This window comes from Pantoea sp. EKM21T (assembly GCF_011800405.1).
GTDB classification, from domain to species: domain Bacteria; phylum Pseudomonadota; class Gammaproteobacteria; order Enterobacterales; family Enterobacteriaceae; genus Pantoea; species Pantoea agglomerans.
The window spans coordinates 19,793-46,085 of sequence record NZ_JAALFV010000002.1 but is presented as its reverse complement, the minus strand read 5'-3'; the positions used below and the strand labels follow the sequence as shown (position 1 = coordinate 46,085).

At 54.8% G+C, this 26,293-nt stretch carries 26 protein-coding genes and 1 pseudogene; 3 read left to right on the top strand and 24 right to left on the bottom strand.

The genetic code is table 11. The features are described from left to right. Nucleotides 1-5: 5 nt before the first annotated feature. From sctC to HFD87_RS03680, 8 genes are all read right to left on the bottom strand, one after another. Nucleotides 6-2,054 (bottom strand): type III secretion system outer membrane ring subunit SctC, encoded by a 2,049-nt coding sequence (sctC, locus tag HFD87_RS03715; RefSeq protein ID WP_010669970.1) that lies wholly within the window; start codon nucleotides 2,052-2,054, stop codon nucleotides 6-8. Between the two features lie 24 nt (nucleotides 2,055-2,078). Then, entirely contained in the window at nucleotides 2,079-2,306 is a 228-nt protein-coding gene (locus HFD87_RS03710; protein WP_010245930.1) for a hypothetical protein, read from the bottom strand. Between the two features lie 75 nt (nucleotides 2,307-2,381). Next, nucleotides 2,382-2,978: a type III secretion system stator protein SctL gene (gene sctL, locus HFD87_RS03705; RefSeq protein ID WP_045140440.1), complete on the bottom strand. Its 597-nt coding sequence runs from the start codon at nucleotides 2,976-2,978 to the stop codon at nucleotides 2,382-2,384. After that, nucleotides 2,965-3,546: a serine kinase gene (locus HFD87_RS03700; RefSeq protein ID WP_228312667.1), complete on the bottom strand. Its 582-nt coding sequence runs from the start codon at nucleotides 3,544-3,546 to the stop codon at nucleotides 2,965-2,967. Before HFD87_RS03700 ends, sctL begins: the two co-directional genes overlap by 14 nt. Before the next feature lie 6 nt (nucleotides 3,547-3,552). Next, complete coding sequence (gene sctJ / locus HFD87_RS03695; protein ID WP_167422961.1) at nucleotides 3,553-4,317, bottom strand: type III secretion system inner membrane ring lipoprotein SctJ; 765 nt, start codon at nucleotides 4,315-4,317, stop codon at nucleotides 3,553-3,555. A gap of 5 nt (nucleotides 4,318-4,322) precedes the next feature. Continuing rightward, a complete protein-coding gene (locus tag HFD87_RS03690) occupies nucleotides 4,323-4,691 on the bottom strand; it encodes an EscI/YscI/HrpB family type III secretion system inner rod protein (RefSeq protein WP_010669966.1) in 369 nt (122 codons plus the stop codon). A gap of 63 nt (nucleotides 4,692-4,754) precedes the next feature. After that, on the bottom strand, nucleotides 4,755-4,994 hold the full coding sequence (locus HFD87_RS03685; protein ID WP_010245940.1) for a hypothetical protein: 240 nt from the start codon (nucleotides 4,992-4,994) through the stop codon (nucleotides 4,755-4,757). A gap of 141 nt (nucleotides 4,995-5,135) precedes the next feature. Further along, nucleotides 5,136-6,128 carry a sigma 54-interacting transcriptional regulator gene (locus tag HFD87_RS03680; RefSeq protein WP_167422960.1) on the bottom strand — a complete coding sequence of 331 codons (993 nt, stop codon included), beginning with the start codon at nucleotides 6,126-6,128 and terminating at the stop codon, nucleotides 5,136-5,138. Nucleotides 6,129-6,588: 460 nt separating this feature from the next. On the opposite strand from HFD87_RS03680, the gene HFD87_RS22920 reads away from it, so the two are divergent. From HFD87_RS22920 to HFD87_RS03670, 3 genes are all read left to right on the top strand, one after another. Further along, nucleotides 6,589-6,789 (top strand): hypothetical protein, encoded by a 201-nt coding sequence (locus HFD87_RS22920; protein ID WP_243207459.1) that lies wholly within the window; start codon nucleotides 6,589-6,591, stop codon nucleotides 6,787-6,789. 107 nt (nucleotides 6,790-6,896) lie between these two features. Then, nucleotides 6,897-7,259, top strand: a complete 363-nt coding sequence (locus tag HFD87_RS22915) for a hypothetical protein (protein ID WP_243207458.1) — start codon at nucleotides 6,897-6,899, stop codon at nucleotides 7,257-7,259. 14 nt (nucleotides 7,260-7,273) lie between these two features. Beyond that, a complete protein-coding gene (locus HFD87_RS03670) occupies nucleotides 7,274-8,338 on the top strand; it encodes a hypothetical protein (RefSeq protein ID WP_167422959.1) in 1,065 nt (354 codons plus the stop codon). Between the two features lie 55 nt (nucleotides 8,339-8,393). On the opposite strand, the gene HFD87_RS03665 is transcribed toward HFD87_RS03670, so the two are convergent. The 16 genes and pseudogenes from HFD87_RS03665 to HFD87_RS03590 all read right to left on the bottom strand — a co-directional run bounded on the left by HFD87_RS03665 (nucleotide 8,394) and on the right by HFD87_RS03590 (nucleotide 26,281). Further along, nucleotides 8,394-9,422, bottom strand: coding sequence for a transglycosylase SLT domain-containing protein (locus HFD87_RS03665; RefSeq protein ID WP_167422958.1), 1,029 nt, complete (start codon nucleotides 9,420-9,422; stop codon nucleotides 8,394-8,396). A 179-nt stretch (nucleotides 9,423-9,601) separates the two neighbouring features. Then, nucleotides 9,602-11,470: a hypothetical protein gene (locus HFD87_RS03660; protein WP_167422957.1), complete on the bottom strand. Its 1,869-nt coding sequence runs from the start codon at nucleotides 11,468-11,470 to the stop codon at nucleotides 9,602-9,604. Nucleotides 11,471-11,844: 374 nt separating this feature from the next. After that, entirely contained in the window at nucleotides 11,845-12,753 is a 909-nt protein-coding gene (locus tag HFD87_RS03655) for a LysR family transcriptional regulator (RefSeq protein WP_010669961.1), read from the bottom strand. 400 nt (nucleotides 12,754-13,153) lie between these two features. Further along, nucleotides 13,154-13,975, bottom strand: coding sequence for a M55 family metallopeptidase (locus HFD87_RS03650; RefSeq protein ID WP_167422956.1), 822 nt, complete (start codon nucleotides 13,973-13,975; stop codon nucleotides 13,154-13,156). After that, nucleotides 13,972-15,015, bottom strand: a complete 1,044-nt coding sequence (locus tag HFD87_RS03645; protein WP_167422955.1) for a P1 family peptidase — start codon at nucleotides 15,013-15,015, stop codon at nucleotides 13,972-13,974. Before HFD87_RS03645 ends, HFD87_RS03650 begins: the two co-directional genes overlap by 4 nt. Nucleotides 15,016-15,017: 2 nt before the next feature. Next, complete coding sequence (locus HFD87_RS03640) at nucleotides 15,018-15,902, bottom strand: ABC transporter permease subunit (RefSeq protein ID WP_033786129.1); 885 nt, start codon at nucleotides 15,900-15,902, stop codon at nucleotides 15,018-15,020. Further along, nucleotides 15,899-16,831, bottom strand: coding sequence for an ABC transporter permease (locus HFD87_RS03635; protein ID WP_167422954.1), 933 nt, complete (start codon nucleotides 16,829-16,831; stop codon nucleotides 15,899-15,901). Before HFD87_RS03635 ends, HFD87_RS03640 begins: the two co-directional genes overlap by 4 nt. Nucleotides 16,832-16,913: 82 nt before the next feature. Further along, on the bottom strand, nucleotides 16,914-18,455 hold the full coding sequence (locus tag HFD87_RS03630; RefSeq protein ID WP_167422953.1) for a glutathione ABC transporter substrate-binding protein: 1,542 nt from the start codon (nucleotides 18,453-18,455) through the stop codon (nucleotides 16,914-16,916). A gap of 22 nt (nucleotides 18,456-18,477) precedes the next feature. Then, on the bottom strand, nucleotides 18,478-20,343 hold the full coding sequence (locus HFD87_RS03625; protein WP_167422952.1) for an ABC transporter ATP-binding protein: 1,866 nt from the start codon (nucleotides 20,341-20,343) through the stop codon (nucleotides 18,478-18,480). A 15-nt stretch (nucleotides 20,344-20,358) separates the two neighbouring features. Continuing rightward, nucleotides 20,359-21,324: an N-acetyl-D-Glu racemase DgcA gene (dgcA, locus tag HFD87_RS03620; protein WP_167422951.1), complete on the bottom strand. Its 966-nt coding sequence runs from the start codon at nucleotides 21,322-21,324 to the stop codon at nucleotides 20,359-20,361. A 1-nt stretch (nucleotide 21,325) separates the two neighbouring features. After that, entirely contained in the window at nucleotides 21,326-22,333 is a 1,008-nt protein-coding gene (dgcN, locus tag HFD87_RS03615) for an N-acetyltransferase DgcN (protein WP_158149382.1), read from the bottom strand. 269 nt (nucleotides 22,334-22,602) lie between these two features. After that, nucleotides 22,603-23,184: a hypothetical protein gene (locus HFD87_RS03610; RefSeq protein ID WP_167422950.1), complete on the bottom strand. Its 582-nt coding sequence runs from the start codon at nucleotides 23,182-23,184 to the stop codon at nucleotides 22,603-22,605. Beyond that, nucleotides 23,184-24,146: a hypothetical protein gene (locus HFD87_RS03605; protein ID WP_010245982.1), complete on the bottom strand. Its 963-nt coding sequence runs from the start codon at nucleotides 24,144-24,146 to the stop codon at nucleotides 23,184-23,186. Before HFD87_RS03605 ends, HFD87_RS03610 begins: the two co-directional genes overlap by 1 nt. Before the next feature lie 455 nt (nucleotides 24,147-24,601). Further along, complete coding sequence (locus HFD87_RS03600; protein ID WP_010669935.1) at nucleotides 24,602-25,075, bottom strand: hypothetical protein; 474 nt, start codon at nucleotides 25,073-25,075, stop codon at nucleotides 24,602-24,604. Then, nucleotides 25,072-25,809, bottom strand: a pseudogene (locus HFD87_RS23140) (RHS repeat-associated core domain-containing protein); the annotation flags it as partial. The gene HFD87_RS03600 and the pseudogene HFD87_RS23140, both read right to left, overlap by 4 nt. A 166-nt stretch (nucleotides 25,810-25,975) precedes the next feature. Then, on the bottom strand, nucleotides 25,976-26,281 hold the full coding sequence (locus HFD87_RS03590) for a hypothetical protein (protein ID WP_223564752.1): 306 nt from the start codon (nucleotides 26,279-26,281) through the stop codon (nucleotides 25,976-25,978). Between the last annotated feature and the right edge of the window lie 12 nt (nucleotides 26,282-26,293).

Sequence of the window (26,293 nt, the reverse complement as noted above, 5' to 3'; positions counted from 1 at the left end):
TCAGCTCAGTAGAGGTTTTTGGCCGGTGCACCGCCTGCTGAAGAGAGCAGCGAAGCGCGAGAAGGACGTGACGGAGCATTGCTATCAAATGCGACGAATACCTCCGCCGATTCACCCGGACGCAGTTCTCCACGCGGCCAGACCGCTACCGCCAGCGTGCGGTCGCTGCGGCACAGACTCTCATCAAAACGCTGCGTCTGCTGGGTGTTGTTGGTGATCACCCCAACGGTTATTTGTACGCTGCTATTGCCGTACCACTGATGGCGACGGAAATCGCTCCCGAAAGCGCCCGAAATGCGGCACAGGGAGGAAAGCGTCTGGCCCGTGCCACCGCTGGTCATCCCCGCTGGCACACGGTTCAGCGCCAGGTCGCGCATCGCGCCTTCCACCATCCCTTTGACGTCGGTGTACTTATGACGATTAGTCACCTCATCCATCGCGCTATTAAGCTGTTCGCGCGACTCGGCAGCGATATACCGGGTCGGATCGACCTGGTCACCAATTAAATGCGGCGTAATAATAAACAGCCGCTCACGCTGGGAGGTCTCATAGCGCGTTGAGGTAAAGAGCTTGCCGATCAGCGGAATACTGCCGAGGATCGGGATGCGTCGCTCACGGTCGCCCGTCTCTTTGGAATGGAACCCGCCCAGAACCAGAGAGCGTCGCGCCTCCACCAGCGCCTGGGTGCTGACCGCTGCGTTATGGGTTCCCTGCGCATCGCCCTCATCATCTTTATTGAGCTTGCCATCTTCCACATCAACAATGAGCTGGATAGCCGATTTTTGTGAAGTGGTGATTGCGCGTGGCGTCACCCGCAGGCTGGTGCCTGCGGTGACAGACTGAATATCCGCCACCCTCTCGCCAATGGCGCGTATAAAGGCAGTATCGCTGAAATCAATCACCGCGGGCTGATTCTCCAGCGTGAGGATAGTGGGGTTAGCGATAATGGATGCCGTCCCTTCCCCCTCCATCGCTTCGATACTGGCAAAAAAACGCTGGAAATCGGTCACAAACAGTGTACTGGCACCGGAGAGCATATTGGCGCCGCTGGCGACACTGCCAAACTGACCGGCCAGGTTGCTGGAGAAGCGTTTCAGCGCGCTGCGGTCGATATCGACAATCACTGCATCAATTTCGATCAGCTTTTGCGGAACATCAATGGCGTTAATTAATGCCTGATAAGCGTCCCGGGTTTTCGGATCGTCACGCACCAGCAGCAGGTTGTTACGCACATCCGCTGATACTTTACCCGCCAGACTGCTGACAGGCGCCTTTTTACGTCCGGAGGCCGGCATATTGCGATTAATCAGCTCGTTTAAAACACTTTGCGACTGTTCACGTGATACCTGTTCATCCTCTCCCTGGCCTGATGACATTCTTCCGGAAGAGGCGTTGCTGGACTGACCCAGCAGTTCATTCAGAATGGTGGCCACCCCCGGCACCAGCAGCTCCTGATCGCGATAGCGAATGGTGCGGTCCGCCACGGCCGCATAACGCAGCGGGAATGCCATCATATCTTTATTGGCCCCGGCTTCAGGTTTGCTTTCCGATTTACGGGCAAATTCCGTTATCTGGCGCACATACTCCGGCGGACCGGTCACCAATACCACGCCTTCATCCGGCAGTTCGCCCCAGCCGAAGCGGGGTTCCAGCAGGCCGACACCGCGCAGCGCCTCTTTCAGATCCGGCGCGGCTTCCGGGGAAATCTCAATACGCTGGGAAGTTTGCGCTGCCTGCGGGCTGACGTAGAGCGTGTTGTTATAAACAAACCACTGAAAGCGATACTCAAGCGCCAGGCGATTAAGGAACGCTTCCGGGCTGTCTGCGCGCAGTTTACCGGTGACATTGCTGTCGCCCAGCGTGCCAAGATTGACCTCAACACCAAAGCTGCTGGCAAAATCGTCAAGAATAATATTAAGCGGGGTATTATCTGCCGAATAGGCATACGCACCATTCTTCCACTCATCCGGTACACGAGCGTTTGTGATGCCCATACTCAGTAGCAGCAGGGTAATGGCCGCCAGCAGGCGGCCCGGAAAAGAAAACGTAAACACGCCTGACTCCTTGATGACAGGGGCTTAGTTAACAGCGTCGATGATCGCTTTACGGATACCAAACCTGAACTGGGTGTATTGCGAACTTGCCCAGCTGGCGTTGGACATATCCTGCAGGCGATTCTGGAAAGCATACATATCCGCAATGCTGAACGATTCGCCCGAAACATCGCGGGCAAACTGATAGGCTTCATGATGTTTGCGGTTTGAGTTGGAAGATAACTGACGCTGTAACAGATCGCTGGAACTCATGATATTGACTCCTCTTGTTGGACACCCCTGTTAAGTGGCGCGACAAGCGAAGCAGTTCCACTGTTTTTGCTTTTTTTATGCATTCTCTTCTGCCAGCGCTGGCGCGAGCTGCTGGTACAGCGTCCGCCAGTTAACCATCAGCTCGCCTGCGTCGGTAATAAGCCGCAAGCGATCTGGCTCAAGCGCCGGGTCGGCGCACAGCGTCCAGCGAAGCTGCGGCTGCGCGACCAGCCAGCCGTTAATCTCCTGCTCCTGCCCGCTGGCGCAATACAGCGTCGCCTGCTGCTGACGCGGATAGTGACGCAACAACTGTCTGAGCAACGCGTGAAAACGGCGCTCATCATCCACCTCATCGAGCAGGTGTTGCAGTGCCTCGTTCAGAACCTTTCCAGCGAGCAACACCAGTTGCGTCTCTTCGGCTGCACGCTGTTCCTGCCAGTCCGCAAAGAGCGTCTGCGCCTGCTGCCAGAACCGGGCTTCCCATTCGCGCTGGCTGGCCGCCCTTTCGGCTTGTGCCTCGGCGCGTGCCTGCTCGCGGATCGTTTGCGCCTGTTTATGGGCCAGCTCGATAATGGAAGCCGCTTCAAGCCTGAGCGCAATTTCCTCGCGGCGCAGCACATTACCCGGTGAGGCGCTGCCGCCCTGCAGATGCAGGCTTTTAAGTTTCCACATCGCGCGTCTCTCCCGAATGTTGTTGCACCTGCCAGAGCGCCGTTTCCCATAAAGGACGCAGACGATGGCCAGGCAGTGAAAGTGCCGGGTTTACCGGCGCGTCGCTTACAGGGAAGAGTAGCCGCAGGCGCGGCCAGATAGCCGGAAATAACGCCTGCAGCAGACAGAGGCTGTCGGCGCTGCCGCCAGTAGTGAAAAGCCCGGCGGGCAGCCAGCACTCAATGCGCATTCCTTTCGCCAGACGCCGCAACCAGATCTTTAGCTCTGCGGGTAGCGGCATGGCTCCGGCGCAAATTTCCGCGACTAAAATCAACAGTTGCGCGCGCTGTTCGCAGCTTAAGTCGCTGATGGCCAGCACCATCGGCTCCGGCGCGACCAGTTCGCCTGGTACACCCAGTGTGTGGTGCCAGCACGAGGCATGCTGGCGGAGATAGTGCCTCTGTAAAGGCGCAGACAACCGGGCCAGTGGCTGGGTACACCAGCTTTCATCAGCCTGTAACCAAAAGTCAGCGTGCCACCAGCGCAACCAGCGCAGGGCAATTTCCTCATCAGGCGCAGCGTTGAGCATAATCAATCACTTCGCCTGTGCAGCCAGGCGCTTACGACTCAGAGCCTGACGGATGAATGCATTTGCCACCAGTAACAGCAGCAGCACTCCCAGGCATGTTGTAACTATCTTGACCATCCCGTAACGTTCCGGGCTAAGCTGAAACGGCCCCAGTTGCACCATTTCAATTTTATCCTGCCAGGCTTTCGCCGGGACAAAGACAATCGCCAGATCGCGGTCATCGCGCCCGCCCAGCCCCGGAATGCTGGTTGCCACCAGCCGGCGAATGCGCGGTTCGATACTGTCCGGATCGAGGTTTTCATGATATTTGATAAATACCGAGGCGGAAGCGGGCTGTACCGGCTCGCCGGGGGCGATACGCTCGGGCAATACGACATGCACACGCGCCACCACGACGCCATCAATTTGTGACAGTGTCGCTTCTACCTCCTGTGACAGCGCATAGATATAGCGGGCGCGCTCCTCCAGCGGACTGGAGATAACACCACTTTTCTGAAAAACCGCGCCAAGGCTGGTTCGCGCCTGATGAGGTAGTCCGGCGGCATTGAGGATATTCACCGCCCGCTCAATGTCACTGCGCGCGACGCTAACGCTAACCCCCTCTTTAGAAACCTGTTTATCCGCCTCAATCTTAAAGCGGCTCAGTTCTGCCACCACATCGTTGGCATCGTTTTCTGACAGTCCGCTGTGCAACTGAGTCTGATCACCGCAGCCGGTAAGCAGCAGCGCCAGGCACAGAGCACAGAAGCATTTAATGACAGCGCCATTCATAAGATTCACTGCAGGTTGCTGAGTTTATCGACTGACTGAACGGTTTTGGCGATCACTTTGGCGTTCATCAGACTCTCGATATAGTAATCAGAGAGCTGCGCATTGGCGCGGGAGAAATCTTCCGCACTGGATGACCGCGAAGCGACTCTGAGATCGTTAAAGGCTTCTTTTTGCGCACGCTGGTTGCCGCTCAGCGATTGCAGAATATTGCCGACCACGCCAGGCTCTGAAGAGCTCATCTGGCTGCTGTCAGGCGCAGGGCCATTAAGCTTTGCATTAAACCATTGAATATCTTCCGCCGACGGTGCTTCCTGGTACATTTCGACTGACGGAACCGGTTCTGAAGTGAGCAAGGAAGATTGAGAGACTTTCATCAGTAAAACTCCTGTGGGATTAGAGAGCAGGGAGACAAAAAAACACCTCCCTGCCGGAGTCGATTAGTACTGAATTTTGACCTGGGCTGCGGCTGACGCGGCCTGCGCATTACTTTCGGCGATGCCGTTAATGCGCTGGAACTCTACATCGCGATCCATTTTATCGGCCTGGTTTTCCTGCATCTTATCCATCGCCTGTTGCGAACGGACCATATATTTCGCACCGTTGTAAGCACCGGCAACCTGAGTGTAAGCAGAAGCTGCGTTGGTGATCCCGTTGGAAAGTAAGCTAGCACCTGACATAGTCATTCCTCGCGTTGATGATAGGTTGTAGTTGGGTGTTGCATTCATTAAGTAATCAATGAAGCTATCCGGTTCCATCGCAAAGAAAATATTTATGCAGATAAAGCCTGCTGGCCCACGGCAAGAGAGGTGGGCGACATGTCAGGCGGTAAGTTTTAACAACTTCAGGCGGTGATAAAGGGTGCGCCTGGGAATTCCTAACTCAAGAATGACATCATCGATACGATTGTCGTGCCGGTTCAGGCAGTCGTGGATCAGGCTGCGCTCAATGCGCCGCATTCTGTCTTTTAATAACACGCGCCCTTCCTGCTTTATCTCGCAGCACAGCGGCGGTAAGCCCAGCACAAAGCGTTCTGCCGCCGCTTTCAGCTCGCGGATATTTCCCGGCCAGCTATGCAGCAGCAGGGTCTCATCAAGCGCGAGCGATCCTGCCGGCAGAGGCTGATTCAGACGCAGCGCCGCCTCCTGCGTAAACTGGCGAAACATGGGCAAAATCAGCTCCGGTCGTGATCGCACGGTTGGCGTGGCAATTTTAATTGTGTCGAGGCGAAAGAAGAGATCCCGACGAAAACGGCCCTGAGCCACCAGCTGCGCCAGTGGAATTTGCGAGGCGACAACCACCCGCAGATCCAGCCCGATACTTTTGGTGCTGCCCAGTCGCTCTACCGCGCGATTTTCCAGTACACGCAGCAGCTTAGCCTGCATCGTGAGCGGCATACTGTCTATTTCATCCAGAAACAGCACGCCGTGATTAGCACTCTCAATATACCCGGCACGGGAACTGGTTGCGCCGGTGAACGCCCCGGCCATGACCCCAAACAGCTCGCTTTCGGCAAGTGTCTCCGGGATGGCCGCACAGTTGACCGGCACCATCGGGCCACGACAGCCGGAAAGTTGATACAGCCGCTGGGCCAGTGCATCTTTCCCTGTACCCGTTTCTCCCTCGATTAAGACATCTATGTTTAACGGTGCAATCGTATTTAAAATCTTATACAGATGAGTATGGATATCGGTTACGGGCTCCGGGTAACCCGCCGCCGCATCCGGGCGGGAATCAACCTGGCGTAAGACGTTATCCTCACTCTCCTCATCGACAGTCCCGTGGCCTGACTGTGTCCTGTAAAGACGAACCATACATTCTCCATTAGCTTCGCATAAGCGCGCCTTACATGAGGCGCGCTGCTCGTTCAGCACTTGTGGATGTTCTGGAAGCAGAGCCTGATGCAAAGAATTACAAATTTACCGCGGCCTCACTCTCACCCAATCAGGTCATCCCCGCTATCAGTCCAGGATTATTATCTTGTAGGGATAGACGCTCAACCGGTAAGGATTACCCTACAGGACTCACAGAAAAACCTTCAAAAACAGAATGATAATTTCTTAATGGCGGTGCCGCTGGATTTTTATAAATCTGAACCCGCATCACAAAGGAACATTTTTAGTGGAACCATCACGGGACAACTACCACTCACAGTGCGAGGTAGCATCAGCCTGAACGGTAAAATTGTGCAATCGGCAGTAATCAGGATTGCAAAATGTTACCGCTGTTGCTGCCCAATCAATCGCTGACTTATTAACTCTGAGGAATAAATTCATGAAGATTCCAGGATTTGGTGGTGGGGCTACAAACGCGAACAAAATCGATATGCCTCCGGCAAATATGCCAGGCAAGACGGGGGGAGTCCGTCAGGTAAACCTGACTTACCTGATCAGCCCGGAAAATCGTCGTTACCTTTTCTCAATAATGCGAAAACAGGCCCGCTCAATTTTGCCAGTAATGCCTTTGACGGCCTGAGCACACTGGCTTCGCTGACCGGTTCAGGCGGAAGTCAGAAAAACGACCAGGCAAACGGTGCAAACTCGCCTGACGCCCCGTCGGGCGGCGGCTTACTGCAGCAGATTATGATGCTGACAGGCCTGCAACAGCTGTTGGGCGGCGGTAATAAGGCGCAGCAGCCGGAGCAACCGGGCACGCCTGCACCTTCACAGGGCACGAATCACAGCGGCAATCCGCTTGAGCAGCTGATGCAGATGCTTCAGCAACTGCTCCAGCAGATGATGGGGATAGATAAAGGTAAAGGGGCAGACAGCGGAGAATCTGGCGGTAATGCACCACAGGCACCGGCTCAGGGAGCAACTGACAATGGGGGGCAACAGGGCGGAATGATGCAAAACCTGCTGTCCCTGTTAGGGCTTTCTTCATTGTTGCAGGGGCTTTTGGGCGGCGGTGAGGGGCAATCTTCCCAGAAAAATCCGCAAAGCTAACTCAGGGGGCTTGTATGGTTATGCCAATACCTGGCGGGGGGGGAATAACCCCCGCTTTTTCACCCGGCAGGCCACTGCCGGGTAACCTGCCATTATCCACTCCCCTGCCCGGCTCCGCGTTCCCGGTCCCGGTCCCGGGCAGCGATCTCCCCATCAGCTACTCCGGTGGGAGCGGAACGCCGCTGGCGGGCCTGTCCGATCCGATCCGGGAGCTTGATCAGCTTTTAACGCAGGCTGGATTGGGGGCGCTTGTCGATCCGGCAGCCGCTGAAGAAGGGACGGTGCCCACGGCGTTATTTGCCAGCGAAACATCCGGTGAAGATATTCCACAGGCACCGGGCGATGGCATGCGAACCAGTGAGAATGACATCCGCGTCAGGCCGACGGAGGAGAATCTGAAGGGTCGTCCACCGGGTGATAACCGCAGCGCCGAACAGATCATTGATGAAAACCCGGTGCTGAAAAACCTTGGCAACCAGAAAGATATCAAGCAGGCAGAGCTAAAAGAGCGCTTCGGCGACTGGACGGATGCCAATAAAGATCCGAAGAGTCGTGCTGATGCGGCGTATAACATGGCCTGCGTGTTAAACAGCATAAAAGGCCTGAATGCGCGTGATGGCAGCGAGCGGAAGGAGATCTCAGCTAACGACAAAATAGAGGGCATCACCAAAGATGGTGACGCGCGCCACGGTACCGAGGCGGGTGTACTGAAGGATATCGCCGAACAGGGTCTGAAGATGCTACCGGAGAATAAACAGTTGCCGGAGACGAATGATTCGCACGTTCGTATGGATGGTACCAATAAAGACAACTTCCAGTGGGGCATGGGTGAGTTCGGCAAAATATTGTCGAACATCCCGATTCTCAAATCTGTTGCCGCGCCTTTCTTTAACAATATTGGCGAAGCCCGCAATGTGGGCGAAGTCTTTACCGGTGGCCTGAAAGGACTGGCCGAGGGTGGAATGAGCGCGGCGCGTGGGCCGATTGGCTGGGGCATCACGGCAGCGACCGATACCGTACAGATTGCGGTGGAAAATAGCGGGGGGAAAGGCAAGAACGAACCGCCGCCGTTTGCCTGATTTTGAGGCTGCTCATGTTTGTCCCTGTACCCGGTACAGGGACTTTTTTTGCGCGTTATGCAGGTAACGTGCCTTTGCCGCTGGAGATAATGTCGGCAAAGTTGAGCACTTTTCCAACATAGGTCGGATCGCCGGTTCCGGTTTTCGAGATATCCGTCAGATCGTTGACATTCACATTCCCCGGGCCTGAGTTATAAGCTCGCAACCCGGCACCGGGATCGCCCCCAAAAGCCTCCCGCTGCTCTTTCAGATAGAGCGCGCCAGCCATGATGCTGTCTTCAGGGCTGGACGCGCTGGCATCTGGCCCCAGCAGATGCGGGTATCTGCTTTGCAGATCGGCGAAGGTGTTGGAATTAACCTGCATCAGGCCGCTGTCGGAAAGGCCATTACCGCCGTTCACGGTGGTCGCCTCTGTTTTTCCGCGCGACTCCTGCCAGATTTGCGCTGCCAGCACTTCAGGCGCCTGGTTAGTCTCTTTGGCGGCACGCATTATCGCCTGCTCATGATCCAGTAACGGGGCAGGTAAATGTAACCCCGACTCGCCTTTTATCAGCGGGACGCCGCCGGATGCTGGCGTCTGCCGGGCAGGCGTATTTAGTGCAGCATCAGAAGCCGTACCTGGCTGTGGCATTGTACTGGCCGTTAGCGGTTGCTGTGCAGAAGCGGATTCAGTCGCGTTAACAGGCTGCTGCATCGCGGCATTAAACGGTGCGGTGAGCGAAGCCCCCTCTTCTGCTGAGGTGTCCGGCATATCGACACCGCCGCCACGCCCGGCTCCGGCGCTGTTATTTTGCTGCTGACCAGCGAATAGCTGTTGCAGCATTAATAGCAGTTGCAGCAATGCCTCTATTTGCGGCCCCAGTGGCTGCATCTGCATCGGATCCCGGTTGCTCACACTGTCGGGCGTGGCGGTGAGACTACTGAAATCCGTGCCGCTTATGGCATCATTGCCAAAGTTAATCGCCTGGCCACTGGCGCCAGAATCTGGCGGAGTAAACGAGGCTAAATTTTTTTCATCGAGCGCGCTAAAATCAGGCAGTTGCGGCTGTATCGGCCCGAAAGCCGAACCTGACGAGATATTCATTCTTCTCTCCTCTCAACAAAGCATCATCGTTAGCGCCAGCCAGACTGGCGCCTTTCTCCCGCTATGACCGGGGTACGATTGAGTGGAAAGCGCGAGGCGGGAGTTCCGGGCAGCGCGTGAGACAGCGCAAATTCGGCGTAAAAAAAAAGCCGCATCGCTGCGGCTTTTAAGGTGTGGTATCAGGAGGCTTTTTTCGTTTCTTCAGGTTCTGGCGATCCTGCAGGCCCTGCAGCTTCTGATGACGCAGATGACCCGGATGTCACTGATGATGCTGATGATGTCGGTAAGGAGTCCGGCAGCGGTATCATCTCGGCAATGCGCTCGCTCATCTTCTCTGCTTCAGCTTCAAGGACGGCGATGATGGCCTCATAGTCAGCCTGGGTTAACTTCTCAGGCTGTGGGCTTTTGATATTCGCCAGGTCCGGGAACGAGTGCCACCATGCAGAGGTATCACCCGCAGCGCGCATTTCTGATGAACGCTCAGGCGGGGTATTACGTAATGGCCCGGAGTTATGCGAATGTACGCTGTCGCTGTCCGATTCGCCTTCTTCTGACGGCCCTTTCGCCCGGGTACCGGTGCTGGGTGCTGGCGTACCGGCAGGCGTTCTCGCCTCGGTACCGACACTCGGTGCTGGCGTGCCTTCCGGCGTTCTCGCCTCGGTACCCACACTGGGTGCTGGCGTGCCTTCCGGCGTTCTCGCCTCAGTACCCACGCTGGGTGCTGGCGTGCCGGCCGGGGTTCTCGCCTCGGTACCCACGCTGGGTGCTGGCGTACCGGCAGGCGTTCTCGCCTCGGTACCCACACTCGGTGCTGGCGTGCCTTCCGGCGTTCTCGCCTCGGTACCCACACTGGGTGCTGGCGTGCCTTCCGGGGTTCTCGCCTCAGTACCCACGCTGGGTGCTGGCGCGCCTTCAGGTGTTCTCGCCCCTGAACTCACCGGGGCTTCCTCTTCTGTCGCGTCGGCGGGCTTCGGGTGCAGCTTGTTTGCCACTGCTCGCTCAGCCTCCTGATAAAGAAGACCGAACACCCCCTGTTGCAGGTAAGAATAGGCGTTTGGCACCAGGGCCGCCGCATTGCCAATGCTTTCGCGGGAAACGCGGAAGCCGGATTTGTTCGCCAGATCCAAAGCGGTCTCTGCCGCACTTGTCTTGCCGGAGGTGAAAAGCTTCTCTGCACCACCTTTGGTCACACGTGCCGCCCCCGCTCCGATGCCCAAACCGAGCGCTTCCATCGTCTCAGAGGCTACCGCACTTAATGCACTCAGCGTTGTAACGCCTTCAACCCAACGTTTTGGTGCTTTGGCGTGTTCCCACACCGCATCGAAGTGGCTCCCCTCGCCACTATTCGTGTGCCCGCTGGACAGCGACATATAACGATCCTTCCAGTCGTTACGGCCAAATAAAAACTCCGCGCCGTGCAGGTTGTCGTAGTAGTTTTCCACAACTCCACTCAATGCACCGGCAGCGGAAGTCAGGCCAAAACCTGCTATCTGGTTGATGGCATAACCCGGCTTGAGCGCACCCTGTATAATCCCCAATGGCTCTGGCCGCGGCTTATTTTCGGGTAATAGCTGGGTTGCACTGGAAATTCCACCCGTCACCGGGTTGCGGACGTTAAAGCCCGTCCCGCCCAGCGCCGTCATTTTTAATTTATGCCCAAATGTCTCGCGTTTTTCTGCCTCATCTTTCATAAGAGGCTCCAGTGCATCCATATCTGCCTGCATCCATCTCGAATCCTGGATGCTGCTACCGATAACCCGAGTGAGCACCGCTTTAAAAGCCACTGCAGTCATCCCCCCCGCTACGCCAGCGACAAAGTTGTGCATGGGCGTGCCCGGCTCCAGCTTCATTGCGCTAGCTATCCCCTTGCCGACCAGATCGCCAGGTACACCGGAAAGGGCATAGGTCATTCCAATCGCCCCCTTTGCCTTGGCCATGATCATCGTGTCACAGCTGTGAGCCAGTTTGATGACATCTTTTACCTGATCGTCCGTCTGGTGCAATTCATCGTGCAGGGTGACAGCGATTCCTACCAGGTAATCACGCACGTTTTCTCCGCCTTTACACGCGTTATGCAGAGTAGCTGTAATACGGCTAATCTCTGCAGAACGAGCCCTCGCAGCAGGGGTTGTAGCAGTGACTTCAGTTGTTGATGGCCCACCGCGCGTGGGCATTTCAATCGTTTCGTGATGTACAGGGGAAGGTGTGCGTCTAATTCCATCCATAATTCTCACTCCGCCAGGTTGTGCCGGTTATCACTAACCGGTCAGTTGATAACTTGCGAAATGAGCAACTCACCCCGCAGCGTCAGGGTTGAGTGATGCGCGAGCGAGCCTGGTTTCAAATCAGGAAGAAATTCTAAAAATTTTGTGATGCATCTCACAAAATAGCCGGATGGGTAGCGGTGAAGCACGGCACTTATTCAGCCCCGAATAAACTGCGCTTCGCACTGCCGGGCGATCTCCCACAGTCTGTTACGGATCACCTGCTTAAGCTGCAGAGTGGACTGCGACTGTGGCTGGTCACGGCGGCTAATCAGCATCACTTCAAACGGCAAGGGTTGCGCAATGGGTAGCAGCTTTAGCTGTTCGGCATAGCGACAGGCGGTGAAGAGATCCACGACGCCCGTGCCGCCACCTGCCAGCACCATATCCGCAATGACCGAATAGGTTTTAATCGACAACGACACGGCGGGATTCAGTTTTTTATCGCGAAGCGCTCGGTGAAGTACGCGTCCAAGCGGATCCTGAGCCTGCATCATCAGTAAATTATTGTTGCATAACCACGCAAGCGTAACGGGTTCATTACGGGGGTGATTGAGCGGTAACAGCGCGACCATCGAAGACTGAAACAGAGGTTCAGCCAGAAGATCCGCATCGACCTGCTGACCAAAAACCAGCGCGAAATCGAGCTGATTATCCAGAATCATCTGGCATAAGGTACTAAAGTGCTCGGTGACCAGTTCGACACTGACCGAGGCCATCTGTTGCCGCCAGGTGACCAATGCGGGTGCCAAAACCATCTGACCAAAAGCGTGAGCCGCGCCGACGCGAACTAGCTGCCCTTCGCCCCGCCGCAGCTGTTCGGTAAGCTGGGTGATAGATTGCAGGCGCTGGCAGAGATCGTCTATTTCAGGCAGGAGACGTCGTCCTTCTGCCGTCACACTCATTCCCTGTATACGTCGCTCAAACAGCGCAAATCCCAATTGCTGCTCAGCATGATTCAGCACACGGCTGATATTCGGCTGCGAAACATTGAGCAAGCGCGCCGCAGCGCTGATGCTGCCGGTCTGTACGATGGCCTGAAAGACCTCTATATGGCGGAGCCGCATGACTATTTACCCTGGATGGAATACCGAAAACGAAGGCCTCTCCGACAGGCTGTACGATCAGGTCCAGGCGGAGGGTGAGAGAGCAATCATTATCCTGTTGCAAAAACTGTACCGCAAAACCGGTGCAGGCTCAGCTGCCTGTCTCGCCCCCATCCGCACCCGGCAGTCCTGACTGAAGCCCCTGCAGGGAGCGAGGTTCGTGCTGCCGTAGTGCAATAAATGGAGCCCTGGTCAGCAGCGTGGGTTGCGCGGATTTAAGCCAGCAGCGATCCTGGCTCGTCAGAGGGAAGATACGCATGCACAGCCCGCACTACAGGCGTGTGCCTGGCAGCGCGGTTTCAGGAGAACCGGAACAGCGGGCTTGACGGGCTGACGTTGCATGCAGCCCGGGATAAGTTCGCTATGACTGTGTGCTCGCCAGATAGGAGAATGCACTGAGTAAGCTGATTAACGTCTCCATATTCTCCGCCTGATACGCCACGGTAACGGCATCCAGGCGGGTGACGCCGGGGATCAGGCTGAACAGATCGGCCAGCACCGGTTTAGTGGCCTGAAGGCGCATAGCGTAAGGTGCCGTCAGGCAGCTCGTGCTCACCTGAGGGGGATGTTGCAGTGCGGCGCTTGCTGCGGCAGCGATCGCACGCTGTGCCGCTTGTGGGCTGATTGATTCCGCGCAGGTATGAGAAATGGCGCGTTTTACACAGACGTAATTGACTGCTGAGTAGTGTTCCGCAATCCAGCTCTGTAACTGATCGTCGCCGGTGACCAGCAGCAATGGCGTGCCGTGCTCAGCAGCGGCGGCCGCATAAATATCGGTTTCTCCCATCACCAGACCATTGATATGAATACGCCAGAATGCCCGGCCGTTGATGGTATGCGCCAGTACGCCCGGTTCACCTGCTGCGCTGTGAAATCCCACCAGAAACAGCCCGTCGAACGTCTGCTGCTCTATCCCTTCCACCATCGACAGGACACGGGGTTTTCCCTGCACCAGCCGGGCGCGGGGATCGATATTTTCCGCACGCAAATTGGTCATCTGCGCATGGCTGTCTGCCACCACCACTTCCGTTGCCCCGCCTGCAAAAGCCCCCTCAATTGCGGCATTCACTTCCTGCTCCATCAGACCACGGGCCAGCTGATGTTCCGGGTGGCCGGGTGTACATTGCTCCGGGCGCATGACCCCCGCGATGCCTTCAATGTCAGCCGAGATAAAAATTTTCATTTAGTTAATCTATCCAGAATCTGCGTCAGTGAGGGGCGATGATGACCGCGAAAGCCGGTAACAGCCTCAGCGCTCAGCAAAGCATCCAGTACAGCCTGTTCGGTTGCATCTGCCGCTGCAGCAAGCAGCGGCTCCAGCGTGTCGTCCTGTGGCGGTTGCGGCAGAGGTTGCGTTGAAAACGCCACCGCAATGTCGCCCGAGCCGTGGCCCCAGTAACTGCCCAGCCGTCCCAGGCCGGCACCGGCTCGCTTCGCGATGCGCTTTAACTGACGTGCGTCCAGCGGTGCATCCGTCGCCATGATGATGATGACAGAACCGGCATCCAGCTGCGGCGTCTCCCCGGCCAGCAGCGGCGCAATCATCTCGCCAGCCCGAACGCCATCGAGCGTTAATGCCTCCAGTGCGCCGAAATTGGCCAGCACCAGCACGCCAAGCGTGGCGTTGAGCGAGGGAATAACCCGCGAGGCGGTTCCGATGCCCCCTTTCAGGCTGAAACAGCTCATCCCGCGCCCCGCGCCGACGCTGCCGCGCGCGAAGTCCGCTGAGGCCGTCTGCAATGCCTCCTGCGCCATCGCTTCAGTGATGGCCAGCGCCTGGATATCATTCAGCCAGCCATCGTTGCACTCCAGCACCAGCGGATTGACCGTGGGCAGTGTTCGTCCCAGTTCCGGGTTACGACTGATGGCATCCCGCACCAGCGTGGTAAACAGCGTGCCGACCGCCAGCGTGTTACTGAGCAGAATCGGCGTCTGAAGCACGCCAAGCTCCTCTATCTGAACCAGTCCGACGGGTTTCGCAAAGCCGTTCAGGACCTCCACCCCACACGGCAGCGGCGTGAGAAACAGGTTGTCGCCCGGCGGTACGATAGCGGTTACGCCAGTCTGCTTTTCGCTTTCATTCAGCGTGCAATGTCCGACACGCACGCCCGCAACATCGCTGATTCGATTAGTAGGTCCGCAGGCGCTTCGCGGCTGCCCGAGCTGACGCAGATCACGCCAGCGTTTCAGCAGCAAATCGCGCTGCAATTGTTGGAAATCCATAGTCAGCCCTTGAGTTTTGGATCGAGCGTGTCGCGCAGCGCATCCCCAAGCAGATTGAAAGCCAGCACGGTAATAAAGATCGCCAGCCCCGGAAATACGCTCATGTGCCACGATCCGGCCATCATCATGCTTCGGCTCATCGCCAGAATATTGCCCCATTCAGGCACGTCAGGCTCCGGACCCAGTCCAATAAAACTCAGGCCCGCGGCTGTCAGAATACTGGTGCCAATGCGCATAGTGAAATAGACAATCACGCTGGAAAGCGTGCCGGGCAGAATATGCCGCAGGATAATGACGCTGTCTGGTGCACCGGCACAGCGCACGGCTTCAACATAGGCAGCCTGTTTCAGAGAGAGCGTCGAAGCCCGCACGATGCGGGCAAATACCGGTACGCTGAATACCGCGACCGCGATAATGACATTGTTCAGGCCCGTCCCCAGCAGCGCCACCACCGCAATGGCGAGCAACATGCCCGGAAAGGCGAATAATACGTCGGCACCGCGCATGATCAGCATATCGACCCAACCGCCGTAATAGCCCGCCAGTAAGCCCAGCATGACCCCGACCAGCATGCCGATCGTCACCGACAGCACGCCGATATAGAGCGAGATCCGCGCGCCATAGATAATGCGGCTGAGCAGGTCGCGCCCCAGTTCGTCGGTCCCCATCCAGTGTGCCGCCGTTGGTGGCGACGATAACGCCATCCAGTCCGGAGCCATGGGATCCCAGGGTGCCAGCCAGGGCGCAAAAATCGCCACCACAATCAACAGCAGCACAAACCCGCCTGAGACCAGCGCCAGAGGGTTCCGCACAAGGGCATGCAGGAAATCGCGCCACGGCGAACGAATAATCTGAGGCGGATTTTCAGTCAGCGATTGAATACTCATTTTGGCTCCTGTCGCAGACGAATGGCCGGATTAACCACCGCGTAAAGCAGATCGACCAGCAGATTAATCACAATAAATTCAAACACGAACAGCATCACCAGCGCCTGAATGACCGGCTGATCCTGCGCTTTGATCGACTCAATCAATAACCAGCCTAATCCTGGCCAGTTGAAAACGCTCTCCACCACGATGGATCCGCCCAGCAGAAAACCGAACTGTAAGCCCAGCATGGTAATCACCGGGATGAGCGCATTGCGCATCACATGTTTCCACGTCACCAGGCGGTTACGCAGCCCTTTGGCTTTGGCGGTACGCACGTAATCTTCCTGCGCCACCTCAAGAAAGGCCGAACGGGTAAAGCGCGCCATGACCGCCGCAACCGACGAACCCAGCGTAATGGCGGGCAGGACTATATCGCTGGCCCTGTTAAAGCCGCTGACCGAGAACAGCCCAAAAGGCATCGCAACGAACTGGATGAGCAACAGCCCCAGCCAGAAGGCTGGCATCGAAATGCCGCCGACCGCCACGCTCATCAGCGTCCAGTCCTGCCATCTTCCACGTTTCAGTGCAGCCATCACGCCGAATAACAAACCGAGAATGACGGACCAGGTAAAACCCGCTAAGGCGAGCCACAGCGTCGGCATAAAGCCCTCCCTGATCACCTCCAGCACCGGTTGCTGGGTGCGATACGTGGTGCCCAGGTCGCCCTGCAACAGGCTGCCGATCCAGTGAAAATACTGCTGCGGCAGCGGATCGTTAAGCCCGAGGTGCTGACGCGCCGCTTCGATCGCCTCAACAGGCGCATCCGGTCCGGCATAAATACGCGCCGGGTCGCCCGGCATGAGCTTGATAAAACCGAAAACCAGCAACGAGACCACCAGCAAAACCGGGATCATCTCCAGCAATCGGCGAATGATGTATGCAAACATGCCATTCCCTGAAATGAGATGCGACTGGCCTCTTCACGTCCCTCATCCGTTCCGGACAGGGGACGAGGAAGAAGAGACCGTCTTATTTAAAGGACGCCTGAGTGAACAGTAAATTGCCATCAGGCAGCATCGAAACGCCGCTCAGCGTGTTGCGCTTGCCCACCAGATTGTCTGGCGTGCCAAGGAACGCCACCGGTGCTTCTTTCCACAACACCTTTTGCGCTTGTGCATAGGCGATGCCACGCTTTGCCGGATCGGCCGTCGCCAGCCCTCCAGCAATCGCTTTGTCTGCATCAGGGTTACTGAAGTAGGAGACGTTATACGAGGTCGGAACCCAGGACTCGGTGGCAAACAGCGGACGCAGCGCCCAGTCGGCATCCCCTGTAGAGGTCGACCAGCCGCCATAATAGAGGTCAAACTCCGCCTTTTTCGGGTCCTGAACGCCCCACAACTTAGCGTTGCGCGTGCCGGAATCCATCGGTGTTACCGTGACACGAATGCCTGCCGTGGCCAGTTGCGCTTTCAGCACCTGAGCGGCACGGACGCTCGCCGTGGCGTTGGTCACCCAGAGCTTAAGATCCAGTCCCTCCGGATAACCCGCCGCTTTCAGCAAGGCTTTGGCCTTATCCGGCGCATAGCCGTAATCAGGATCGCCCTGTTTTTGATAGAACTGTACGCCTTCCGGGATCGCGGATGTGGCAGGTTTACCCAGACCGGCAAAGGCCACTTTCAGCCACAGATTACGGTCAATCGCATAGTTGATCGCCTGACGCACCCGAACATCGGCCAGCGGCTTGTGCTGCGTGTTGATCGCCATGTAATAAAGATAAATGCTCGGATCGCGCTGAATGGAGAGGTGGCTGTCCTGCTGAACGGCCGCGATGAGGTCTGAAGGCAATGGCCAGATGGCATCCACCTGACCCGACTTTAATGCGGCGACGCGTGTCGCATCTTCGGGACTTGGAGAGAAGATGACATGGTCGACTTTAGGCCATCCCTGCTGCCAGTAGCCTGTATATCTGGCCAGCGTAACGGCTTTACCCGGTTTCCAGTCAACAAAGGTAAACGGACCGGTTCCCACCGGATGCAGTCGCAACTGCGCTTCGTCCGGATATTGCTTAAGAATTGAGGGGCTCCACATCACCGCGGAAGGATGCGCCAGGGTGTTGATAAAAGCCCCGAACGACTGATTCAGATCGATTTTTACCTGGTCGGGTGCCAGCACCGTGACCTTATCAATCATTTTGTAGAGGCTGTTACGCTTCAGCCCTTTTTTCTGATCTGCCAGACGATCAAGGTTCGCTTTGACGGCGTCTGCATCAAAAGGGGTACCGTCCTGGAAGGTAACGCCTTTGCGCAGCGTCAGCGTAAATTCGGTGGCACTGTCATTAGAGGTATAACCGGTCGCCAGCCAGGGTTGCAGCTTCATCCGGGAATCAAACTGGAACAGGCGCTCAAAGATGCCGCTCTGAACCGAGTAGCTGACATTATCCGAGGTGTCGTGCGGATCCAGCCCCGTGATATCGGCATACATTGAAATGCGCAGATCCTGTGCCTGCGCAGTCATGACCAGCGTCGTCGTCAATGCGAGGGCGAGCGAAGTACGGCGAAACAGCGTTTTCATAAATTCTCCTGGTCGTTAAGGATTATTGCAATGCAATGCCGTCAGCTACCCAGTGCTGGGGGGCAACCTGCCGATATCGGGTTTTAGTGACCGTTTCACCCACCTTACGCAACGGCGAGGGGATTTCGCTGTCATCGAAAATACGGGGCTGACGGTTTTCGGGATCCGCTACCGGCACGGAGGCCAGCAGTCGTTGGGTATAGGGGTGTTGCGGCTGATTAAATACCGACTGGCGCGGTCCAAGCTCCACAATCTGGCCGAGGTACATCACCGCGACGCGATTAGCAATACGCTCGACGACCGCCATATCGTGAGAGATGAAAATCCATGCCACGCCCGTTTGCTGCTGCAGGTCCATCATCAGATTGACCACCTGCGCCTGAATTGAGACATCAAGGGCCGATACCGCTTCATCAGCAATAATCACTTTCGGTTTCAGCGCCATGGCGCGGGCAATAGCAATACGCTGACGCTGACCGCCAGAAAATTCGTGCGGATAACGACGCGCGTGCTCTGGCAGGAGACCGACGCTCTTGAGCAGCGCATCGATCTGTGGGGAAGCCTGTTCAAGCGAAGAGACCATGCCATGTAACAGCAACGGCTCGGCAATGGTGAAACCCACTGTCAGGCGGGGATTCAGTGACGCATAGGGATCCTGAAACACCATCTGAATTTCACGGCGGAGCGGCTGGAATTCTGCCTCTTTCAGGTCAGAGATTTCCTTTCCTTCAAAGTGAATACTTTCAGCTTCACTGTTGATGAGGCGCATCAGCGCCCGTCCGGTTGTCGATTTGCCGCAGCCGCTTTCACCCACGATGGCCAGGGTTTCACCTGGCCACAGACTAAAATCAATCTGCTCAACCGCATGCACGTGATGCGTCAGGCTCGATAAGATGCCGCTGCGAATCGGGTAATAGACTTTTAATCCGCGCACATCCAGCAGCGGCGCCACGTCATAGCGAGCGGTATGCTGTTCGCCTTGCACAGTCTCGCGGGCACCGGGCAGAGGAAAGCGTTGTGGCCACCTGTGTTCCCGCATATCGCCGAGTTTTGGTACTGCCGCCAGTAACGCTTTGGTATACGCATGCTGCGGGGCGGCAAAAATCTCAGACACGGTTCCCTGCTCTACCACTTCGCCACGCAGCATGACCACCACGCGATCGGCGATTTCCGCTACCACGCCCATATCATGAGTGATAAACAGCACCGCCATTTGTTTCTCGCGTTGCAGCTCACGCAGAATATGGAGAATGCGCGCCTGTACGGTGACATCCAGCGCTGTGGTAGGCTCGTCGGCAATCAGGAGTTGTGGGTCACAGGCAAGGGCCTGCGCAATCATCACACGCTGCCGCATGCCGCCTGACAGCGAGTGCGGATAGCTTTTCATGACGCGATCCACATCGGCGATACGCACCTGGCGCAACAGTTCACGCACCCGCGCATGGGCCTGCTTTCTGTCGCACTGCTGATGATCGCGTAATGCCTCGGCAAGTTGATCATCAATGCGCAGCACCGGATTCAGCGAGGTCATGGGCTCCTGAAAGATCATCGCCATTTCACGGCCACGCAACGTGCGGCGCTGAGCGTCATCCAGCTTTTCTAACGCATGCATTTTTCCGCTGCGGTCGCGGAACTGCATGCTGCCGCCATCGACACGGCCGCTGTTTGCCAGCAAGCCCATCACAGCCAGCGACGTGACAGATTTACCTGAGCCGCTTTCACCCACTACGGCGACGATTTCACCTGGATGAATGGCAAAACTGATGCCTTTGAGTGCCTGATTCTCACCGCTGCGTCCATGAAACGAGACGCTGAGATCCTGAATCGCCAGCACGGGAGAGGCAGAGGCAGCGCGGGTTGCAGGGGAAGTACGTTGTGTGTCCGTCATCGTCGCCTCACAGAGTTATAGCCAGATACGGCCTTGGGAGTAGCTCAGGAAAGGAGAACTGTCGGCGGCTAGCCAGATGGGGCCATCCAGATCGACGAACTCAGCGTTAACCGCGACGGGCAATGCGGCCTCCATGGCCAGTGACGAGCCCAGCATGCAACCGACCATAATGCGCATATTGAGCGTCCGGGCTTCATCCACCATCGCCAGCGCTTCAGTCAGGCCACCGCACTTATCCAGCTTGATATTGATCATCTCGTAGCGATCACGTAATCCGGCAATATCCGCCCGCGTATGGCAGCTCTCATCGGCACAGACCGGTATGGGATGTTTGAAACGTAACAGGTCATGGTCCTGTCCGGCGGGAAGGGGTTGCTCCACCATCGAGATGTTGAATGCCTTCAGTGCCACCAGCAGGCTTTCCAGTTCCAGACCCGCCCAGGCTTCATTGGCATCGATAATGAGCGTGGCACGCGGCGCCGCCGCGCGAATCGCTGCTACTTTTTCCAGGATCGCATTACGGTCGAGCTTAATTTTGAGCAGGAGGGCGCCACGTGACATAGCATCCGCCGCCGCCTGAGCCATACATTCCTGCGTATCGAGGCTAAGGGTTTCTGCCGTAATGACCGACTCTGGCTGAGAGCTGGTGCTCTTTTGCCACAGCGTCTGATTAGTCCGTGCGGCATCAAGTCGCCATAGCGCACAGTCCAGCACGTTGCGTGCTGAACCGGCGGGTAAGCGGTGTTGCAGATCATGATGGCTGAGGCCCGACTCAATGTCAGTGCGTACCGCTTCGAGCATGGCCTGAACGCTATCCGGCGTCTCATCGTAGCGGGCCGTTGGTGTAGATTCGCCCTGCCCGATGAACCCCTCCTGCTCCAGCGTGACACGGATGACCGTCACGGCGGTACGGGTACCGCGTGCGATAGCAAAGGGTCGCGCCAGCGGCAGCTCCACCACATCAATCTGCAACTTTCTCATTTCAGCCACGCTCCTGAAGCAGTGCGGCGATCTCATCAATACCAAAACGCACCGGATCTGTGGCAGGTAAGCCAAACTCAGCGCTGATTTCGGCGCAATAAGCGAGCGCCTCTTCTTCGCTGTAATTGGAGGTATTGATAGCAAAGCCAGCCAGCTGAACGGACTCACTGGTCACCTGTGCGGCGCGCAGATTGGCTTCAACGCACGCCTGCAGGCTGACCATGGGCTGGTGTGGCAAATGACGCATGTGGGGTCGTCCCATTTCATGACACATAACCAGCCAGTGTGGTTGCGCACCGTGCATCAGCCCCATACTCACGCCCGCATAAGAGGGATGGAACAGTGAGCCCTGGCCTTCAACGATGTCCCAGTGGTCCTCGTCATTCGCCGGTGAAAGCGCTTCTGCTGCACCGGCAATAAAATCAGCGATGACCGCATCCACAGCAATGCCCTCCCCTGCGACCAGAATGCCGGTCTGCCCCGTGGCACGAAAATCAGCTTTCAGGCCGCGCGCACGCATCGCCGCTTCCAGCGCCAGTGAGGTGTACATCTTGCCCACTGAGCAGTCTGTACCCACGGTCAGTATCCGCTTACCTGAACGCTTCTTACCGCTGCCCACATTGAGCGCTGGACGCATATGACGCAGGTCAAAAAGCTCAACGCCCGAAGCCTGCGCAAGCGTCACCAGTTCCGGTTCGTCTACCAGCCGGTGGTGCAGACCACTGGCCACATTCATGCCTGCTTTAATGGCACCTTTGATCGTTTCAAGCCAGTGCGCTGGCAGATAGCCCCCGGCATTGGCAGTGCCAAGCACCAGCGTTTTCGCTCCGCGCGCTTTGGCGCCGGGAATATCCAGTTCATCCAGACCCAGACTGACCGTGCAGCCCGGCAGTTTAATTTCGCCAACGCACTGCTCCGGCCGCCAGATATGAATACCGCGCGCCGTTTTTGCCGCAAGGGGATCGGTAACATCGCCAAGAAAGAGTAAATAGGGTTGTGGGATTAGCATGTTGTCTCTCGTTTCAGCCAAAAGATCAGGTTCTGAAACCACTATTTCATGCGTTCTGAAAGGTGACGAATGCTTGTTTAGCAGGAGGGTATAACGGCAGGTTATAGCCAGAGGTAATAGTGATGATGGATGGGTTTTTCAGGGGGATTGGGACAGGGGATGGAGTAAAAGAAGGAGTGGGTCATAGGTAAAAGATCGTGTTGAGAGAAAAATAGAAGAGAGTCGCGGAATGGGTATTCCGCGATAACAGTACTACAGATCAGTATGGGTTATTTCATGCGACGCTGCCGGGCGACGCTGGCGAGACGTTGTGTCCGGCAGTAAATGGCAAACAGGATGAAAGCCTGCCCATTAAGTATCCAGCGAGCACCCACCAAAGCCGCGAGTGCCAGAATCAGCCACAGGCCCGAGTGGCTACCCATAACTACGCTGTAGCTCAAGAGTAAAACGGTCGATATAAGCAACATCGCACAGACGTAAGCCAGCGCCGCCACACCGGCTGTATGGCCTCGCGCAAGCAGGTAACTGGCCGTGAGTATCGCGCCAATAACGACGATTGAGGGAACAAAAAAACTCAACGCATGTATCTGTGGACTGAGCGGAGGTAAAGCGTGCAGAAATGTCAGTAAATCAAATGCAAATGCAATCAGCAACAGCATCAGCACTATCGCAACCGGGAAGCCGTTTTGCCGGGGAAGCGACTCAGCAGGCTGTTTAAAATAACGTTCAAGCTCTGTAGTGGAACGGGCAAGTATCGAATTATCCTGCCGTGCGATTAGCTGATCTATTTCGCGACCATGTTGCAGTAGTTCAGTGATATTTCGCCCGACAAGCCATGATAGAAATTGCATTAAAATACCGCCAGTGATTGAATTGTCCCCACAATATAGCGCCCGGAGCGTGGCACATTACCTGGAGCAGCAATGATACCACTGACAGCACTGCCTGCCACAGCAGCTGCGCTCGTAACGACCTGCGCGAGTTGCTTAACAAGTTCTTTTTGCACCGACTCTACAGGGAAACGCTTTGGATAAAGTCCTGCACGGATGGCGGCTTTAAGCTCTTTATTACTTATACCAGGGTTTTGTGCCTTAATGATTAATTCAGTAAGGCGAGCCCGGTCCTGCCTTGGATAGTTCCGGAGCCACTCCGTTGCTTTTAAAGAAGAGACTGATTTCATCGCTCGCCATGTTGCAAGGGCTTCTTTTAACGCACCGCCCACACTGGCTAGTGAAATAAGGTCAAGGGACGTTGAAGTGGCAACGTACCAATCCTGAGAGTCCAGCCACGCTACGTTTTCACCACCATTTTCGACGAGATCATAAACCCGGTAAATACCATTGACACATTGCACGCCTGTTGCGGCAGCGCCAGCATAACCAATAGCAACAAGCACGCCGCTACTGCCAGCGGTTATAGGCGTTGCAGAAGCGCCGATAACCGCTACGCCAGCAGTGATAATCATTGCACCACAGGAAAGCACGGTCGAGGCAATCTCCGTTCCCATTGAGGTTACGCTTACTGCTTCACTAAGTGACTTGCCCGTATTAGACGCTGTGGCTTGCTTAGGCGTTTTGGTCACAATCAGATGTGTAACGATACCACTTTGACCATTAGGATGACGCTGGCCAGGCCGAACAAGATAACGCTGTGCGCCATCCGCATAGATGATGCCAGCCTGATAAAACTCCCGAGTACAATCCATTGCTGCACCCAGCGCTTTGAAATCAAAATCAGGTGCCCCATAACCGGTCATCCTGGCGATGTCATAACCCGGTAAGTTATTCTCGGGATTCATTCCTGGCAGGTTCATGTTATCTCCTTATAGGCTCATAATGATAAAAGAGAATTGTTTAGACATTGAAATTCGAAATGGAAAAACTATTATTATCGCATCAGAAAAATATATCAATATGCAGGTGATACACGAAAAAATCATCATCCTTTGATTAACCGAAAAATATCAACCATACCATTTATCAACACTTCAATAATGATAATTAATAGCAGAGTCACATTCAAAAAGAAAAAGTCTTTAGCATATTAATTACCATCTGAAATAACATTCACCAGAAAATCCTCATCATCGTGAAAATATCACCAGCGGATCTTTTATCATTTCTGCCAGCAGTACGGAAATAAATTATACATTGATATCAGAAATCCACATTCATTATCGACGACTAGAATATAAATGTTATAGCTTTGTTAAAATGCCATTTAGCTAAAATTATGAAATAACGTCTTCATAGGACTGATGATTTACAATCAATACCACACAATATATATCCCACAATTAAATGATCTCTCTTCCGATTGTACCGTTACTTTCCCCCATTCAAAATCCCAAACGTGTCCATAAGGGGGATCCTTTAATTCACCCTTATAATTATTGGGAGATCTATTTAGCATCCATGCAAACATTCTTTTTTCTTCTTCCTTTAAAGCCTTTACATTGGCTCTTTTTTCCCAATCAGATAGACTTTTATAAAAATCACCTGTTTTACTGGTGAGGAAAACAAGCGATTTAAAAGAAAAAACAGCCGGATTGAATTCCACAGTAAATGGTTCATCGTGCCAACTGACGTCCTCTGAAAAAAAACGATATTTTCCAACTGGTGTCAGATCATCAACTGAATTAAAAAACAAGGACTTAGTAAAAGCCTCGTAAGATGAAAGATCTATTTCACTCCCATCAATATGTAAAGCTCCATTTGACTCGTCTAAATTCATTATTTTCATATGTCAATTACTTTTCCAGGTTTCAGTTTAAGCCGAGCTTCTTCCGGTATATAGAACTGCAGCCCTCCCCCTTCCCCATGTTTAGGATTTGCTTCAGCACGTCCTCTGACTACAAATATATCTTCTGTAACGTAATAAGCTCTCACCTTTGAACGCATTGGATATGCTGGGTTCAACTCAACTTGCAAAGCTTCATGGTAGCCAAGTGGATCACCTTTATGTTGTCTGACTGTAGGATGACTTACAGTATAAGCAGGTAACTGATCTCCATTAGGATAAAGGGCATAAAGAATCGTCCCTTTTTTTATCACTGTATTCTTATAAACATCGATGCCTGGATAAGTTTTATTCCCTGGTCCCTGCCACTTCGTTGCTTCTTTCGCAGGTTTTTTTCACCTACTCAACCCCCAAGGATCTACCCAACCCAGCGCGTTCGGCGAATACTGGTAGAGGTTGATCCCGCCCGCCAGCCCTATCGGGTCCTGCTGGGTAAACCGTCCGCTGTCCGGATCATAATAACGAAACAGATTGTAGTGCAGTCCGGTTGATTCGGCCCCTGCGGTGCCTCACCCCATTGGGGCCATCGCTGAAGCGATGTTCAAATTTGCTTATGCAAATTTGTCCCGGTCCAGGTACTGGTCCTGCATACGCAGGTTCTGATGAACGACCGGCATCCGCTGGCTGGACTCGCGCAGCAGCTTGCCCCACGGATTATTGATATCTTCCCAAGCTTTTATGGCCTTCTCTGTCAATCAGTAAGGACATTAATCTATAATTATTATCTCAGATCTTCGAACAACTATATTTATCGAAGATAAAAACTCATGAGTAATCTTTGATTTCAAAGCTTAGAAGGATATTCAAAAAGCAATGAAATCATTTAATTAGTTACAAGCATTTTCATTTATGCTCTATAATTTCGTAATTATCTGGGGAGCGCCACATGATTTCTTTATATGAAAAATTAACTTTCCCTTTTTCTTTCAAGTAATCCATAACCTGAGAAGGTGCCCAACCCTGTCCATATGAAAATAATGCTCCCATTCCTGCCAGTTTCTCTATCAAAAAAAACTGTTTTTTTTCATCTTCAAAATCAACATTGTAACAATCCCCTTTTTTAGAAAAACCGAGGCTTTTCAATTTAGACTCTTCATTAACCACCCCTTTCAATTGAACTACAATTCTTTTCGGCTCTAAGATCGTCACTAAGATGCAATT